The following is a 15419-nucleotide window of genomic DNA, read 5'->3' as shown; positions in this document are numbered from 1 at the left end:
TTGCCTGCGATGGCGATGGGTCAGCTAAAGATTGGTTGACTGAGACTCCGCTATCGCAGGCAAGCCAGCTCCCACAGTTGATATATGTTGCCCATAAAAAAGGCTCCCATTTGGGAGCCTTTTTGTTCAAGCCAATGACTTACATATTCGGGTAAGTCGGCCCGCCCGCGCCTTCCGGCGTCACCCAGGTGATGTTCTGCGAAGGGTCCTTGATGTCACAGGTCTTGCAGTGCACGCAGTTCTGGGCGTTGATCTGGAAGCGCTTCTCGCCGTCTTCCTTGGTGATCACTTCATACACGCCGGCCGGGCAGTAGCGCTGCGCCGGTTCATCGTAGAGCGGCAGGTTGGTGCCGATCGGGATGCTCGGGTCCTTGAGCTTCAAGTGGCACGGCTGTTCTTCTTCGTGGTTGGTACCGGAGATGAACACCGAGCTCAGCTTGTCGAAACTCAGCTTGCCGTCGGGTTTTGGGTAATCGATCTTCTTGCTGTCCTTGGCGAGCTTCAGGCAGGCGTAGTCCGGCTTGGTGTCGTGCAGGGTGAACGGCATTTTGCCGCCGAGGATGTTCTGGTCGAACCAGTTGAAGCCGGCGCCGAGGATCGGGCCGAACTTGTGCATCGCCGGGCCGAAATTGCGGCTGGCGAACAGCTCTTCGTAGAGCCAGCTGGCTTTGAAGCTGTCGACGTAGTTGGTCAGTTCGTCGCCGCCTTCAGACTCGGCGAACAAGCGGTCGGCCACAGCGTCGGCGGCGAGCATGCCGGACTTCATCGCGGTGTGGCTGCCTTTGATCTTGGCCACGTTCATGGTGCCCAGGTCGCAGCCGATCAGGGCGCCGCCTTTGAAGACCATCTTCGGCAGCGAGTTGATGCCGCCTTTGGCCAAGGCACGCGCGCCGTAGCTGATGCGCTTGCCGCCTTCCAGGTACTGGGCCAGCACCGGGTGATGCTTGAGGCGCTGGAACTCATCGAACGGCGACAGGAAGGTGTTGCTGTAGGACAGGTCGACGATCAGACCCACGACCACCTGGTTGTTTTCCAGGTGATAGAGGAAAGAACCGCCCGTGTTCTCGTTGCTCATGATGTCCAGCGGCCAGCCGGCGGTGTGTACCACCAGGCCAGGTTGGTGCTTGGCGGGGTCGATTTCCCAGATTTCTTTGAGGCCGATGCCGTAGTGCTGGGCGTCGGCGTCGCTGTCCAGGTTGAAGCGCTGGATCAGTTGCTTGCCGATGTGGCCACGGCAGCCTTCGGCGAACAGCGTGTACTTGCCACGCAGCTCCATGCCCGGGGTATAGACGCCTTCCTTTGGATGGCCTTCACGGTCGACGCCGAGGTCGCCGGTGATGATCCCGCGGACCACGCCGTTTTCGTCGAACAGTGCTTCTTGGGCTGCGAAGCCTGGGTAGACTTCCACACCCAGGTTCTCGGCCTGCTGGGCCAGCCAGCGGCACAGGTTGCCCAGGGAGATGATGTAGTTGCCTTCGTTGTGCATGGTCTTGGGCACAAAGAAGTCGGGAACCTTGGTGGCGGCTTCCGGGCTGCGCAGTACATAGATGTCATCGCGCACCACGGGAGTGTTGAGCGGGGCGCCAAGTGCTTTCCAGTCCGGGAACAGTTCGTTCAGGGCGCGGGGTTCAAACACCGCACCGGAAAGGATATGCGCGCCGACTTCGGAGCCTTTCTCGACCACGCAGACGCTGATTTCTTTACCGGCTTCGGCGGCCTTCTGCTTCAGTCGGCAGGCGGCAGACAGGCCTGCCGGGCCAGCGCCGACGATGACCACGTCGAATTCCATGTATTCGCGTTCCACAGGCTATCTCCTACTCAAGGCTCAACAGGCTTTTTTTTTAATGGGTGGAGGTTCGGTGTCGTATCCGTCATCACTGCATTCGGAGCACGGGATGACCCACCTTTCTCTCTAGGTGGCGCATTATATCTACACCACTGGCAGCGTCCAATACAAACGTTTGTTTGAATTGCTTGGAAGCTAGGTAAATCAAAGCAACGCGGCTTATGACTGGCTATTTTGGCGTATTGACCAGAATAGGCGTTCCGGTCAATATACGGTCGGTTTTGCGCATACCGTAGGCATACCGCAGGTTTCAAGAGCACGTCCAAAAGCAGGGCCAAGGCAAAACAGGTGACGCGCGTTTCATTGATGGCGCGCAGTTTACACGCCGCGATAAAGAATGACCTCTCAGTCACCACTGACGAACGGTCATCATTTCCCGTGAGTAAGGTCATCCGCCGACGTTTTTGGAGGTGCCCTTGTGTGCCGATGAGCATCAACCGCCAGGTTCGCCTAGGCGACTTTCTTTTCACCGGAGAGTAACGAGGAATCCATGAAGGTTCTTGTAGCTGTCAAACGCGTTGTCGATTACAACGTGAAAGTTCGCGTCAAGGCGGACAATTCCGGCGTCGACCTCGCTAACGTCAAGATGTCGATGAACCCTTTCTGCGAAATCGCTGTGGAAGAAGCCGTACGCCTGAAAGAGAAAGGCGTGGCGACTGAAATCGTTGTGGTTTCCATCGGTCCTACCACTGCCCAAGAGCAGCTGCGTACCGCCCTGGCACTGGGCGCCGACCGCGCCATCCTGGTTGAATCGGCTGAAGAGCTGACCTCCCTGGCCGTTGCCAAGTTGCTCAAAGCCGTTGTCGACAAGGAACAGCCTCAGCTGGTGATCCTCGGCAAACAGGCCATCGACAGCGACAACAACCAGACTGGCCAGATGCTGGCTGCACTGACCGGTTACGGCCAGGGCACCTTCGCCTCCAAAGTCGAAGTGAGCGGCGACAGCGTTGCGGTTACCCGTGAAATCGACGGCGGCGCGCAGACCGTTTCGCTGAAACTGCCGGCCATCGTCACCACCGACCTGCGTTTGAACGAGCCGCGCTATGCGTCCCTGCCAAACATCATGAAAGCCAAGAAGAAGCCGCTTGAGTCGCTGACTCCAGAAGCTTTGGGCGTTTCCACCGCCTCCACCAACAAGACCGTCAAGGTTGAAGCGCCGGCTGCACGCAGCGCGGGCATCAAGGTCAAGTCGGTGGCTGAACTGGTCGAGAAACTGAAAAACGAAGCGAAGGTAATCTAATCATGACTATCTTGGTAATCGCAGAACACGACAACAAGGTGCTGGCCCCGGCCACCCTGAACACCGTGGCTGCCGCTGCGAAAATCGGTGGCGACATTCACGTGCTGGTAGCAGGTCAGGGCGCTGGCGCCGTGGCTGACGCCGCGGCGAAAATCGCTGGCGTGAGCAAAGTACTGCTGGCCGACAACGCCGCCTACGCTCACCAACTGCCGGAAAACGTTGCTCCTCTGGTTGCAGAGCTGGGCGCTGGCTACAGCCATATCCTGGCTGCCGCTACTTCCAACGGCAAAAACATCCTGCCACGCGTTGCCGCGCAATTGGACGTTGACCAGATCTCCGAGATCATCTCGGTTGAAAGCGCTGATACCTTCAAGCGCCCGATCTACGCCGGTAACGCCATTGCCACCGTGCAGTCCAACGCGTCGGTAAAAGTGATCACCGTGCGTGCCACCGGTTTCGACCCGGTTGCTGCTGAAGGTGGTTCGGCGGCCGTTGAAGCCGTCTCCGCCGCCCACGACGCGGGTACGTCCAGCTTTGTTGGCGAAGAGCTGGCCAAGTCGGATCGTCCTGAGCTGACCGCTGCCAAGATCGTCGTTTCCGGCGGGCGTGGCATGCAGAACGGTGACAACTTCAAGCACCTGTACGCCCTGGCCGACAAGCTGGGCGCTGCGGTGGGCGCGTCCCGCGCGGCCGTCGATGCAGGTTTCGTACCCAACGACATGCAGGTCGGCCAGACCGGCAAAATCGTTGCGCCACAGCTGTACATTGCCGTCGGTATCTCCGGCGCGATCCAGCACTTGGCCGGTATGAAAGACTCCAAAGTGATCGTTGCGATCAACAAGGACGAAGAAGCGCCGATCTTCCAGGTGGCTGATTACGGCCTGGTGGCGGACTTGTTCGAAGCCGTACCTGAGTTGGAGAAGCTGGTCTAATCCAGCCGCTTCACTTATAAAGAGCCCGGTCTTTGGACCGGGCTTTTTTTTGCGCGCCCCTTTTTAATCTGGAGAACCGCCATGGATCTGCGTCCCGTAGTGCTGGCACTGACACTTGGATTGGCGCTGCTGCCGAGCCTGGCGCTGGCCGCTGGCAAATGTGAGCGCCTGGTGATCACCGGCAGCCCGGACGCGCCGCCCTTGTTATGGCGTGACCCACAAGACCCGACGCACCTGATCGGCGCCACCGCCGATGTGCTGCAACAAGTGGCCAAGGAGCTGGGGCTTAAAATCGATCTGCTCTATGGCGGCAAACGCGCCCTGGCCCTGGATGAAGTGCGCAGCGGGCGCATGGACATCCTCGCCGATGCGCCGCTGAACCTGGGCGAGTTGGAAACCCTCGACTACATCCACCCGGCCTTGATGCAGATCGACTACCTGGTCTGGACCCGCAAGGATTCGGCGCTGGTCTACGCCACGGCGGCCGACCTGCACGGCCAAAAGGGCGCAGTCTCGGAACGCGCACGCTTGAGTGCCGATTTCGACACCTTCGCCAGCCAACAGCTCAACCTGCAACGCTTCCCCACCTTGACGCCGGCCTTTCAGAAACTGCTGCTGGGGGAAGTGGACTACGTGCTCGCCGGGCGTTATTCGGGTATGGCCATGGCCCAGACGCTGGGCATGAGCAACGACTTGATCGCGCGTGAAGTGCCTGTCGATCAACCCGGCTTGTACCTGGCGATTTCCCACAACTCGGCCTGCAATGATCCGTGGCTGCGCGGACAGCTGGCCAAAAAGATGACAGAATTGCCCGCGTCCGGTGTGGTGCAAACAGCAATGCAGCGCAACCTCGAGCGCTGGAAAGCGCAATTGCAGCAACCCGTCGGCACCCCAGCAAAGTAAGGATTTACAGTGACTATTCGACCTCTTTTCGCGGCCCTCGCCGTTGTCGCTTTGGCGGGATGTGCAGCCGATCCTGCGCCGAATGAGCAAATACGCCTCACCCAGCAAGCCCTGGAACAAGCCAGCGCCGTGGGGGCCAGCGTCGACGATTCGCCTGAGCTGAAACTGGCCGAAGACAAGTTCGCCAGGGCCAAGGCCGACATGGCCGATGAGTCCTACAAGCATGCGCGCATGCGGGCCGAACAGGCCGAGTTGGACGCGCGCCTTGCCGAAGCCAAGGTTCTGACCCAAAAGAGCCAAGAGCAACTGAGCGTGCTCAACACCCGCATCACCCGCCTGCGCAAGCAATTGCAGTTGGGAGAAGCCCAATGAGCCCGATGATCCGTGGTTTGAGCTGTGTCGTGCTGCTGGGCAGCGCCGCCCTGGGCGGTTGCGCCAGCCAACCGAGCAGCGAGCAGGCCTTGCAACAGGCCGGCACTGATTTCCAGAAGGTCAAGGAAGACGCCAATGTGCTGCGCTTTGCACCCAAGGACGTCATTCGCGCCGGTGAATCCCTGGCGCGCGCCGATCGTTTGTCCAGCTACTGGGGCAGCGGTGCCGACGTGGTGCATTACGCTTACCTGAGCCAGCGGTACAGTGCGATCGCCCGCGAACACACCGAACAGGGCCTTAACGCCGAGCGCGGCACCAAGCTCGAGTTGGAACGCCAACGCCTGCAACTGGCCCTGCGCGAAAACAAACTCGCCAGCGTGCAGCAACAGGGCAAGTGGCTCGAAGAGCAAATCGCCAGCCTGACCACCACCCAGACCGATCGCGGCCTGGTGATGACCCTCGGCGATGTGCTGTTCGACACCGGTGATGCGCAGCTGGAAAACTCGGCCAATCGGACGGTGCTGAAGATCGTGCAGTTCCTGCAACTGAACCCCAAGCGCGTGGTGCGCATCGAGGGTTACACCGACAACACCGGTGGCGAGCAGGAAAACCTGAAGCTGTCGCGCGACCGTGCGCAATCGGTGGCCGATGTGCTGATGGACCTGGGGATCGATGAAAAACGTATCCAGGTCGAAGGCTATGGCGACCAGTACCCGGTCGAAGCCAACGCCTCCGAGCGTGGCCGCGCGCAGAACCGTCGGGTGGAGATTGTGTTCTCCGATGAAAAGGGCCAGCTGGGCGCTGCGCGCTGACGCCCTGCGCGGTCCTCTGTGGGAGCTGGCTTGCCTGCGATGCGGGCACCTCGGTGGATCTGGCTAACCGAGGTGATGCCATCGCAGGCAAGCCAGCTCCCACCCCAAGCAAACCCGATCGCTGATCGGGTTTTTCATGTTCAACACCCGCACAGTTTTTTCTATCACTGCCGCCCGAGCTCGACTATTCTCGCAACTGTCCCCGTACACTTCTAAACTGTGCCGGTATGTTTCACACAAAAATAAAATACCCGTGAAATCGAGTGCTGCGTCATGACCAATCTGTTGCTCTACCAACGTATCGCCCAGCAACTGGCTGAGGACATCCGCCGTGGTGTCTATCAACCCGGTGAGCGTGTGCCCTCGGTGCGCAAAATGAGCTCCCAGCTCAACGTCAGCCACGCCACGGTGTTACAGGCCTATGCCAACCTGGAAGACCAGGGGCTGATCCGGGCGCGGCCGCAGTCGGGCTATTACGTGCACCAGACACCTGCGTTGACGGCGCCCACGCCGGACATCGCGCGGGTCGAGCGCCCGGGTTTGGTCACCCGCAGCAGCATCATCCAGCAAGTCTTGGTCGAGTCGCGCCGCGAAGGTGTGTTCCCGTTGGGCGCCGCCGTGCCGAGTGTGGATTACCTGCCTGTGCGGGCGCTGCACCAGCAATTGGCCAAAGTCACCCGCTTCCAGAGCCCGCGCGCATTCAGTTACATGTTCAGCCCGGGCTTTGAGCCATTGCGCCGCCAAGTGGCGATTCGCATGCGCGACGCCGGCGTAGTGGTGGATCCCTCCGAAGTGGTGATCACCCACGGTTGTGTCGATGCGTTGCAGATGTCGTTGCGCGTGCTGACCCGCCCGGGCGACCTGATCGCCGCCGAATCGCCCACCTATTACGGTTTGCTGCAATTGGCCGATCTGCTGGGCCTCAAAGTCATCGAGATCCCCAGCGACCCGTCCACCGGCATGAGCCTTGAGGCCTTGCAACTGGCGGCCAACCAGTGGTCGATCAAGGCCCTGGTGCTGACCACGCGCCTGAGCAATCCCCTGGGCGCGACCATGCCTGAAGAACGCCAGAAACAGTTGCTGCGCCTGGCCTCGGATTTCGATATCCAGATCGTCGAGGACGATATCTACGGCGAACTGATGTTCGAACTGGGCCGCACCAAGGCGCTGAAAGCCTATGACCGCCTCGACCGGGTGATCTACTGCTCGAGCTTTTCCAAGACCTTGTCTCCCGGCGTGCGCATCGGCTGGATGATTGCCGGCAAATACCAGCAGGAAATCCAGCGGCTGCAGATGTTCAGCACCCACTCGGCCTGCAGCGTGACCCAGATGGGCGTTGCGGCCTACCTGGAAAACGGCGGTTATGACCGCCACCTGCGTTATATCCGCCAGGAGTACCGCAAGAACCTCAGCGCTTTTCAGCTGGCGGTGCAGCAGTATTTCCCGGAAGGCACACAGATGACGCGTCCCAACGGCGGTTTTATCTTGTGGGTCAGTTTGCCGGGGCGGGTCAATACCCAGGAACTGCACGTGCGCGCACTGCAGCAGGGCATCAGCATTGCGCCGGGGGTGATTTTCAGTAATACGGAACAGTTCAACCACTGTATTCGCCTCAACTGCGGCACGCCGTGGAACCGCGAAGCAGAGCGGGCGCTGATGACCTTGGGGATGCTCGCCAGCCAGCTGTGCCAGGAAACTGCAGCCGGGCTTTGAGGCCAGTGGCTGAGGCGTGTAATGGGGACAGTACCGATAGCTGGCTAATCACCAGACTTGTCATGCCGCGCACAACAAGCGAGCATATGGCCCTCTGCCGTTAATGCTGTTGGCGATATGACATCTATTTTTCGCGCTGCTGTAGTGGTTGGCCTGTTAAGCCTGTGTAACGTCGGCACCGTGCTGGCGGCAACGCCTGTGGTGTCTGAAAGCAAGCCCGCCGCCAGTACCGAGCAGGCCACCCCCGCGAAAAAACCGGCGCCCGCCAAAAAGGCTCCGGCGGCCAAGAAGAAAGCCGCCACGGTGAAAAAGCGCGCCCCTGTCGCGAGCAAATCCAAGTCAGCCCATGAAGTGGCGCAGACCAAACTGCCACCGGCACAGTTGGACCTGACACTGCCTACGGACATGGTCAGGCACTTGCAGCCCATTGGCACCATGCCCAAGCCCAAGAGCGTGCCCTTGCTGCCGCCGATGTTTGGCGAGAAACCTACCGACAACAGCGCGTTCCAGATCAACGGCCGCTTGCTCAGCAACGAGATGAAGCTGCAGTTGCGTAACGATGAACGTCGCGATATCGAAGGCGCAGCGCTGGATTTCGAGTTCAAGCAATAAATTTCGCGCAAAGGTGACGCCGCTCATCGACCATCTGTCGCAGACTGGTCAGTCACTTTTGTTTTGTGCGAAAAACCCCTGTTAGACCATTTTAAAACGGCTGTTTAAGGGCGTACTCTAGCCCGGCCATCCACATTGAGTCGTCGAGGACCTGTTGGTCATGAAATGCCGTGAAGGCTGTGGCGCATGCTGCATTGCCCCCTCCATCAGTTCGCCATTGCCGGGAATGCCGCACGGCAAACCCGCGGGCGAACGCTGCCTGCACCTGTCGGTCGAACAGCTATGCCTGCTGTTTGGCCAACCGGAACGCCCAGCGGTGTGCAGTGATTTCAAGGCAGATCTGGATGTCTGTGGCAACGACCAGGCCGATGCGATCCGGTTGATCGGCTGGTGGGAGCAGATGACGGCGGCTTGATGGGCTTTACTATCGGAATTTACTTTCAGAACTTACTTTCAGAACTTCGACAATAAGGAATACAACAATGGGTTCGCTGAAACGAATGGCTGTGTTGTGCGGTTTTACGGTGTTGTTTGCTGCCACTGCGCAGGCTGAGGATTGGCAGGTCGCCAAGGACGAAGACGGTATCAAGGTGTCCCTGAGCGAAATTGCCGGCTCCAAATACAAGGCCTACCGCGGTGTGGCGCTGATCAAGGCGCCTGTCGCCAAGATCCAGGCCCTGCAGGAAGACGTGGCCGGTGCCTGCTCCTGGATCCACGAATGCAAATCGCAAAAACTGCTCAAGACCGAAGGCGACAAGAGCTGGACCTACACCCAGTTCAAGGCACCGTTCCCGGTGACCGACCGCGATTCGATCCTCGAAATCACCACGTCCAAGGCTGCCGACGGCACCGTGACCCGCAAATTGCTGGAAGTGCCGACCTACCAACCGGAAGTGAAAGGTTACGTGCGCGTTGCCCAGGTAGACGGCTACTGGAAGCTGGTACCCAAAGGCGACAACCAGACCGAAGTCACCTACCAGGTGCACACCGAGCCAGGCGGCAGCGTGCCATCGTGGCTGGCCAACAAGTTCGTGGTGGACGCGCCGTTCAACACCTTGAAAGCCTTGAAAGAACACGCTGAAAAATAAGTGTCATTAATCAGGTGCCTCCTGACTTGAGTGGAACGTTTGCAGAGCCCTCAAGGTCCAGATAGTTGTAAGCCCACACATGGGTTTTATCGAGGAGGCACCGATGCAAAAGTGGCAGATTACCTTCGTTGATGATCACGGCGTTCAGTCCGTCGAGCAGTTCAGCTGCGACCAGAAGCCCAGCCTCGAAGATGCGGCACACATGATTCGTAACAAGCTGGTGCCAGTGGCCGCCGAACTTGACCTGAATGACTTGGAAGGGCGCAAACCCGAGCCTACGGTCAAGATTCTTAAAGACCAGAACAGCATTCAAATCCTCGACATTTCGCCCGCCGCCTGAACATTGCCTGTATGCCCTTCAAGCACCTCTGGTGGAGGTGATAGCTTCGCGCTACTCTGCAACCGAGATCAGCGAATGAATCGCTAAGGTCTGGTCTTGTCAGCTACATGCTTGTTTTCCCGCGGTGTCGTTAATGCCGTAGCACCCGCGCCAGCAGGGCGCGGTCTTCGGGAAGCACGGAAAGTCTATCCATCAGTTTGAGGAGGACGTTTCATGAGCACAGCCTATCAAGAAGACATCAGCACCAACGTACTGCGCCGCATGAAAGAAGGCGGTTTCGACTTCTCACGTTTTCACCCCATCGAGTTCTACGCCATTTTCCCGGATGAGGAGCGGGCGCGAAGGGCTGCGGGTCGATTTCGTGGGGAATCCCTGAATGCCCAGGTCAGCGCGCGCGATGATGGCGCCTGGTACCTGGAACTGAGCAAAATCATGTTCGCAACCTACGACGGCATAGGAGACTTCGAGCAAGACTTTGAAGCGGTGGTCGAGCCTTTGGGCGGGATCATCGAGGGATGGGGCGTCAAGCAGGAGGTGCGTGGGTTACCCATGTAGCGGCATTCGATGAGCAACACAGCGTATCGGCTGACCTTTGGGTCGGCCGATTTTGTTTGTGCACTCCCCACAACTGCGTCCTCAACATCGCCACCCTTATGAGCCCGGCTTGCCGGCGATCGCGTCTTTAAGCTCGCGATCGCCGGCAAGCCGGGCTCTTGGCTTTCTACGGCGCAAAAAAAACCACCCAAAGAGGGTGGCTTAAAGGGAAGAGCGGTTCGCTGACATCTCAGGAAACATCCTGGTCAGCCGATGTGGGGATTATCCGCAAGCGCAACCGGGCAGTGAAATCAACTCTGACTATGCTGTTGATAGTCAAAGCCCGCATTGCGATGAAGCGTGGTACAGGACAGCAGGCGTTCTGCGCACCAGGACGGTGCGCGCAAAACTTGAAGGTTATTTAACTCACTGATTTTTAAGTGTTTATGCCGCTGGCACGGGCCTTGCGACGGTTCTCGCGCCCGGGTGACAAGGAGTACGGCATGATCCGCACTTATTACGATGAAATGTACGACGGGGCAGGGCAGGTCCGCCCCCATTACCGCGAGTTCGCCCGCTGGTTAGCTGAAACTCCCGCCGAATTGCTGGCCCAGCGCCGGCGTGAAGCCGATTTGCTGTTCCACCGCGCCGGGATCACCTTCACCCTTTACGGGGACGAGCAGGGCACCGAGCGCCTGATTCCTTTCGACACCATTCCGCGCAGCATTCCGGCGAGTGAGTGGCAAATTGTCGAGCGCGGCTGCATTCAGCGGGTCAAGGCGCTGAACCTGTTTCTCGCCGACCTCTATCACGAGCAACGCATCATCAAGGCCGGGATCATCCCCGCCGAACAGGTGTTGGCCAACGAGCAATACCAGTTGGCCATGCAGGGCCTGGACCTGCACCGCGATCTGTATTCCCACATCTCCGGTGTTGATCTCGTACGCGATGGCGACGGCACCTACTACGTGTTGGAAGACAACCTGCGCACACCGAGCGGCGTGAGTTACATGCTCGAAGACCGCAAGATGATGATGCGCCTGTTCCCCGAGTTGTTCGCCGCCCAGCGCATCGCGCCCATCGACCATTACCCCAACCTGTTGCTCGACACCCTGAAAAGCTCGAGCCCTCTGGATAACCCCAGCGTGGTGGTGCTGACCCCGGGGCGCTTTAACAGCGCGTTCTTCGAGCACGCCTTCCTTGCGCGGGAAATGGGCGTGGAACTGGTGGAAGGCGCCGACTTGTTCGTGCGCGATGACCGCGTATTCATGCGCACCACTGACGGCCCCAAGGCCGTGGATGTGATCTACCGTCGCCTCGATGACGCATTTCTCGACCCACTGGCCTTCAACCCCGACTCGATGCTCGGCGTGCCCGGCCTGCTCGCGGCCTATCGCTCGGGCAATGTGGTGTTGGCCAATGCGATTGGCACCGGGGTGGCCGATGACAAGTCGGTGTATCCCTTCGTCACCGAGATGATCCGTTTTTACCTGGATGAAGAGCCGATTCTGAAGAACGTGCCTACGTTTCAATGCCGTAAGCCCGACGAATTGTCCCACGTGCTGGCCAACCTTCCGGACCTGGTCGTCAAGGAAACCCAAGGTTCCGGCGGCTACGGCATGCTGGTGGGCCCGGCGTCGACAAAAGCGGAAATCGAAGCCTTCCGCGCGCGCATCAAGGCCAAGCCCCACGCCTATATCGCGCAGCCGACGCTGTGTTTATCCACGTGTCCGACCTTCGTCGAAAACGGCATTGCGCCGCGCCATATCGACCTGCGGCCGTTCGTGTTGTCCGGCAAGGAAACCCGCGTGGTGCCCGGCGGTTTGACCCGCGTGGCCCTGCGCGAGGGCTCGCTGGTGGTCAACTCGTCTCAGGGCGGCGGCACCAAAGACACCTGGGTGGTCGAGGACTGATGCCATGTTGAGTAGAACTGCCTCGGATTTGTACTGGATGTCGCGCTACCTGGAACGCGCGGAAAACCTCGCACGCATGCTTGATGTCAGCTATTCGCTGTCGCTGATGCCCCAGGATGGGCGCGGTGATGGCCTGCACGAATTGGCCATGCCGCTGCTGATCACCGGCACCCTGGAGGATTACCACGAGCGCCACGGCGAACTGCATGCCGAACGCCTGCTGCACTTCTTTGCGTTGGATGCGGCCAACCCGGCGAGCATCTACAGTTGCCTCGGCGCCGCGCGCGCCAGCGCCCATGCGGTGCGTGGGCGAATCACCGCCGACATGTGGGAAAACATCAACGCCACCTGGCTGGATATCCGGGATATCGCCCAGCAAGGGCTGAGCCGCTACGGCATGAGCCGGTTCTGTGAGTGGGTCAAGGAGCGGTCGCACCTGTTCCGTGGCGCCACCTACGGCACCATCATGCGTAACGACGCGTTTCGTTTTATTCGCCTGGGCACCTTCATCGAGCGTGCCGACAACACTCTGCGGCTGCTGGATGCGCGCTACGAAATGGCTGGCGACCAAGCCGCTGCGGTCAGCGACGGCACGGCTCATGCCTACTATCAGTGGAGTGCCCTGCTGCGCGCGTTGTCGTCGTTTGAGGCCTACACCGAGATCTACCGTGACGCACCCGGCGCCCGGCAAGTGGCCGAACTGCTGTTGTTGCGCGCTGATGTCCCACGTTCGCTGCGTGCTTGCAGCGAAGAGATTGACCAGATCCTTGCCAGCCTGCCCGGCCTCAACGGGCGCCCGGCCCAGCGCCTGGCCGCCGAGATGGACGCGCGCCTGCGCTTTACTGCCATCGACGAAATTCTCGAGGAAGGCCTGCATGCCTGGCTGACCGACTTTATCCCCTTGGTCCGCCAGTTGGGCGACGCCATCTACAGTTCCTACCTGGAGGCGGCATGAGACTTTCCATCAGCCACGAAACCACCTACCACTACGAAGACCAGGTGCGCGCCAGCATCCAGTACCTGCGCCTCACGCCCCACGACAGCGAACGCCAGCACGTGCTCAGTTGGCAGCTCGATCTACCGCGCCCGGTGCGCGCGCAGGTCGACCCGTTTGGCAACATCCTGCATGTGCTGACCCTTGATGAGCCCCACGACGCCATCATCATCGGCGCCCGTGGCCAAGTGGACATCGATGAATTGCGCGAGGCTGAGCATGAAAGCCAGTCGGCGTTTCCGTTCCTGCGCAGCACGCGACTGACCGAGCCGGACGATGCGTTGCGCGGTTTTGCCGACCAGCATTGCCGTCAACGCCGCGACCGCTCTGCGTTGATCGACCTGATGCATGCGCTCAACCAGTCGATGGTCTACACGCCGGGCGCCACTGAAGTCGACACCTGCGCCGCCACGGCATTCGCGGGGCGCGCAGGCGTGTGCCAGGACCACACCCATGCATTCTTGGCCTGCGCGCGCAGCCTGGGCATTCCAGCGCGATATGTGTCGGGGTATTTGTACACCGAAGACAGCACGCACCTGGCCAGCCACGCCTGGGCCGAAGCCTGGCTGGATGACGCGTGGTACAGCTTTGATGTGACCAACCAATTGGCGCGGCCCGAGCGGCATTTAAAGTTGGCGGTAGGCCTGGATTACCTGGATGCCTGCCCGGTACGCGGCATGCGCCGAGGCGGCGGGCATGAGCAGATGCACGCCAAAGTGTTTGTGGCGCCGACGCCGGTGATTTCGGTGCAGCAGCAATAATCTCCCGAACGGAGCAGCTCAACCCTGGGCGCGGGCTTGTCGTGGGGACGGGCTTGTCGTGGTGAGCGGGCTTGCCCCGCGTTGGGCTGCGAAGCGGCCCCAAAACTACACTTTGAGAAGTACCTGACACACCGCATTCTGCTTTATTAGGGCTGCTGCGCAGCCCAACGCGGGGCAAGCCCGCTCGCCACGACAAGCCCGCTCGCCACAGCAGTCCCGTTGAGCAAGGGAGCTTGGTAAGGCTCAAGGCTGCTGCTTACGCCCCGCCATATGCTTTAAATACCCCACCAGCAAATCCAGCTCGCCGTTCGGCAACACACTGGCTGCGAACGCTGGCATCTTCGCCTGGGGCCAATGCCGCAGGCTCTGCGGGTCGCGGATATAACGCTTGAGGAAATCCCCGCTGAAATATTCCGTTGGGTTGTAGGGAATATTCAGGTCCGGCCCCACCTGCGCATCGCCGGCGCCATTGAGGCGGTGACAGGCCAGGCAGTTTTTCTGGAACAGCGCAAAGCCCTGATTGATCGGGTCATTCGCGGCGAGTTTCGGGTCAGGCAACAGGGCTGGAAAGCGCTCGGCCACCGTCTTCAATTGCTTGATCCCGGACATCTGGAAGGGCCACTGCTCAGGGCTGATGTTCCCGGCTTGCGGGTCGGTCCACACCAGATAGAACGGCCCGGCACTTGGCTTGCCTTCGGCCAGCGCGGGCCACGGATGAGCCGGGTCTTCCACCGCCAGCCAGGCACGGGCACCGTGTTTTTGCAGCAAAGGCGCCGCCGTCAGCTCGGCGGCGAACCCGTCGAGGGCGACGGCTTGCAGATGATTTTCCGGCAAGAGGCCCGGTAACAGAGCCGCCAGCGGCACCGCGCGATAAGTCATGTCGCGCTTGTAGGAAACGTCATTGACGATATGCACCGTCTGCGCCTGCGGGTGCTTGAGCAGGTCTTCGGTCCGCCAGGTTTTGCTGGCGCGGTCCAAGTCGATGGTCAACTGGGCGGCCGCAGCGGGAAGGGCCAACAGCGCGGCGAGAAAGGCGAGGATCAGTTTCAAGAGTGAGCCCGGTTTGAAGTGGCGATGGCGCCCACGATACCGGAAATCGGCACGCAAAAAGACAGCCCCTGCAACAGGACCGCTATACGCAATGTCCCGGCAGGTGCTGCCAAAAGCTGCAGTCCTGATGCAATGTGTGCACGGAATGTGAGGATCGAGTCGTCACCCAATAACCTTGGTTAAATTGGGCAAGATCAGAATCAGTGTGGTGGCGAACAGAATAAGTCCCGCCTGACGTACTTTCGAATGTTTGAACATGGCTGACTGCCTTTTGTTGTTATTCCTGAGCGTCAAATGCGTGCCGGTCAA

Annotated in this window: 16 protein-coding genes; 14 read left to right on the top strand and 2 right to left on the bottom strand. The window is 59.9% G+C overall.

Features of this window, described 5'->3' with window-relative positions; genetic code table 11:
• Positions 1 to 139 precede the first annotated feature (139 nt).
• Positions 140 to 1804 (bottom strand): electron transfer flavoprotein-ubiquinone oxidoreductase, encoded by a 1665-nt coding sequence (locus tag ABWL43_RS22005; RefSeq protein WP_404484353.1) that lies wholly within the window; start codon positions 1802 to 1804, stop codon positions 140 to 142.
• Positions 1805 to 2336: 532 nt separating this feature from the next.
• Between ABWL43_RS22005 and ABWL43_RS22000 the strand changes: the two genes are divergently transcribed.
• The 14 genes from ABWL43_RS22000 to ABWL43_RS21935 all read left to right on the top strand — a co-directional run bounded on the left by ABWL43_RS22000 (position 2337) and on the right by ABWL43_RS21935 (position 14060).
• A complete protein-coding gene (locus tag ABWL43_RS22000) occupies positions 2337 to 3086 on the top strand; it encodes an electron transfer flavoprotein subunit beta/FixA family protein (protein ID WP_057009251.1) in 750 nt (249 codons plus the stop codon).
• A gap of 2 nt (positions 3087 to 3088) precedes the next feature.
• The gene (locus ABWL43_RS21995; RefSeq protein ID WP_145159239.1) at positions 3089 to 4018 is read left to right on the top strand and encodes an electron transfer flavoprotein subunit alpha/FixB family protein; all 930 of its coding nucleotides are present in this window, start codon (positions 3089 to 3091) and stop codon (positions 4016 to 4018) included.
• An 81-nt stretch (positions 4019 to 4099) separates the two neighbouring features.
• Positions 4100 to 4921 (top strand): ABC transporter substrate-binding protein, encoded by an 822-nt coding sequence (locus ABWL43_RS21990; protein ID WP_242196084.1) that lies wholly within the window; start codon positions 4100 to 4102, stop codon positions 4919 to 4921.
• Positions 4922 to 4930: 9 nt separating this feature from the next.
• Positions 4931 to 5293 (top strand): DUF4398 domain-containing protein, encoded by a 363-nt coding sequence (locus ABWL43_RS21985; RefSeq protein WP_242196081.1) that lies wholly within the window; start codon positions 4931 to 4933, stop codon positions 5291 to 5293.
• A complete protein-coding gene (locus ABWL43_RS21980) occupies positions 5290 to 6105 on the top strand; it encodes an OmpA family protein (RefSeq protein WP_145159233.1) in 816 nt (271 codons plus the stop codon). The genes ABWL43_RS21985 and ABWL43_RS21980 overlap by 4 nt, the downstream gene beginning before the upstream one ends.
• 273 nt (positions 6106 to 6378) lie before the next feature.
• Positions 6379 to 7818, top strand: coding sequence for a PLP-dependent aminotransferase family protein (locus ABWL43_RS21975; RefSeq protein WP_106576193.1), 1440 nt, complete (start codon positions 6379 to 6381; stop codon positions 7816 to 7818).
• A gap of 117 nt (positions 7819 to 7935) precedes the next feature.
• Entirely contained in the window at positions 7936 to 8430 is a 495-nt protein-coding gene (locus ABWL43_RS21970; RefSeq protein ID WP_262208501.1) for a translation initiation factor 2, read from the top strand.
• A 160-nt stretch (positions 8431 to 8590) separates the two neighbouring features.
• Positions 8591 to 8845, top strand: coding sequence for a YkgJ family cysteine cluster protein (locus ABWL43_RS21965; RefSeq protein WP_083357231.1), 255 nt, complete (start codon positions 8591 to 8593; stop codon positions 8843 to 8845).
• Positions 8846 to 8912: 67 nt separating this feature from the next.
• Positions 8913 to 9518: an START domain-containing protein gene (locus ABWL43_RS21960; protein ID WP_064453725.1), complete on the top strand. Its 606-nt coding sequence runs from the start codon at positions 8913 to 8915 to the stop codon at positions 9516 to 9518.
• Between the two features lie 103 nt (positions 9519 to 9621).
• The gene (locus ABWL43_RS21955; RefSeq protein ID WP_106576196.1) at positions 9622 to 9858 is read left to right on the top strand and encodes a hypothetical protein; all 237 of its coding nucleotides are present in this window, start codon (positions 9622 to 9624) and stop codon (positions 9856 to 9858) included.
• Positions 9859 to 10071: 213 nt separating this feature from the next.
• Positions 10072 to 10413: a ribonuclease E inhibitor RraB gene (locus ABWL43_RS21950; protein ID WP_003193463.1), complete on the top strand. Its 342-nt coding sequence runs from the start codon at positions 10072 to 10074 to the stop codon at positions 10411 to 10413.
• A gap of 482 nt (positions 10414 to 10895) precedes the next feature.
• Positions 10896 to 12305, top strand: a complete 1410-nt coding sequence (locus tag ABWL43_RS21945) for a circularly permuted type 2 ATP-grasp protein (protein WP_145159230.1) — start codon at positions 10896 to 10898, stop codon at positions 12303 to 12305.
• 4 nt (positions 12306 to 12309) lie between these two features.
• A complete protein-coding gene (locus tag ABWL43_RS21940) occupies positions 12310 to 13260 on the top strand; it encodes an alpha-E domain-containing protein (protein ID WP_106576198.1) in 951 nt (316 codons plus the stop codon).
• Positions 13257 to 14060 (top strand): transglutaminase family protein, encoded by an 804-nt coding sequence (locus ABWL43_RS21935; protein WP_145159228.1) that lies wholly within the window; start codon positions 13257 to 13259, stop codon positions 14058 to 14060. The genes ABWL43_RS21940 and ABWL43_RS21935 overlap by 4 nt, the downstream gene beginning before the upstream one ends.
• Positions 14061 to 14303: 243 nt before the next feature.
• On the opposite strand, the gene ABWL43_RS21930 is transcribed toward ABWL43_RS21935, so the two are convergent.
• Positions 14304 to 15110 (bottom strand): c-type cytochrome, encoded by an 807-nt coding sequence (locus ABWL43_RS21930; protein ID WP_404484341.1) that lies wholly within the window; start codon positions 15108 to 15110, stop codon positions 14304 to 14306.
• Between the last annotated feature and the right edge of the window lie 309 nt (positions 15111 to 15419).

The organism is Pseudomonas sp. HT11 (assembly GCF_044875395.1).
Taxonomy (GTDB): domain Bacteria; phylum Pseudomonadota; class Gammaproteobacteria; order Pseudomonadales; family Pseudomonadaceae; genus Aquipseudomonas.
The sequence above is the reverse complement of the archived record's forward strand: the minus strand, read 5'-3'. Positions and strand labels throughout refer to the sequence as shown.

Bases quoted from the DNA above. Each gene is read 5' to 3' on its own strand.
- ABWL43_RS22000 (WP_057009251.1), top strand. From the start codon at position 2,337: ATGAAGGTTCTTGTAGCTGTCAAACGCGTTGTCGATTACAACGTGAAA.
- ABWL43_RS21995 (WP_145159239.1), top strand. From the start codon at position 3,089: ATGACTATCTTGGTAATCGCAGAACACGACAACAAGGTGCTGGCCCCG.
- ABWL43_RS21990 (WP_242196084.1), top strand. From the start codon at position 4,100: ATGGATCTGCGTCCCGTAGTGCTGGCACTGACACTTGGATTGGCGCTG.
- ABWL43_RS21980 (WP_145159233.1), top strand. From the start codon at position 5,290: ATGAGCCCGATGATCCGTGGTTTGAGCTGTGTCGTGCTGCTGGGCAGC.
- ABWL43_RS21975 (WP_106576193.1), top strand. From the start codon at position 6,379: ATGACCAATCTGTTGCTCTACCAACGTATCGCCCAGCAACTGGCTGAG.
- ABWL43_RS21970 (WP_262208501.1), top strand. From the start codon at position 7,936: ATGACATCTATTTTTCGCGCTGCTGTAGTGGTTGGCCTGTTAAGCCTG.
- ABWL43_RS21965 (WP_083357231.1), top strand. From the start codon at position 8,591: ATGAAATGCCGTGAAGGCTGTGGCGCATGCTGCATTGCCCCCTCCATC.
- ABWL43_RS21960 (WP_064453725.1), top strand. From the start codon at position 8,913: ATGGGTTCGCTGAAACGAATGGCTGTGTTGTGCGGTTTTACGGTGTTG.
- ABWL43_RS21955 (WP_106576196.1), top strand. From the start codon at position 9,622: ATGCAAAAGTGGCAGATTACCTTCGTTGATGATCACGGCGTTCAGTCC.
- ABWL43_RS21950 (WP_003193463.1), top strand. From the start codon at position 10,072: ATGAGCACAGCCTATCAAGAAGACATCAGCACCAACGTACTGCGCCGC.
- ABWL43_RS21945 (WP_145159230.1), top strand. From the start codon at position 10,896: ATGATCCGCACTTATTACGATGAAATGTACGACGGGGCAGGGCAGGTC.
- ABWL43_RS21940 (WP_106576198.1), top strand. From the start codon at position 12,310: ATGTTGAGTAGAACTGCCTCGGATTTGTACTGGATGTCGCGCTACCTG.
- ABWL43_RS21935 (WP_145159228.1), top strand. From the start codon at position 13,257: ATGAGACTTTCCATCAGCCACGAAACCACCTACCACTACGAAGACCAG.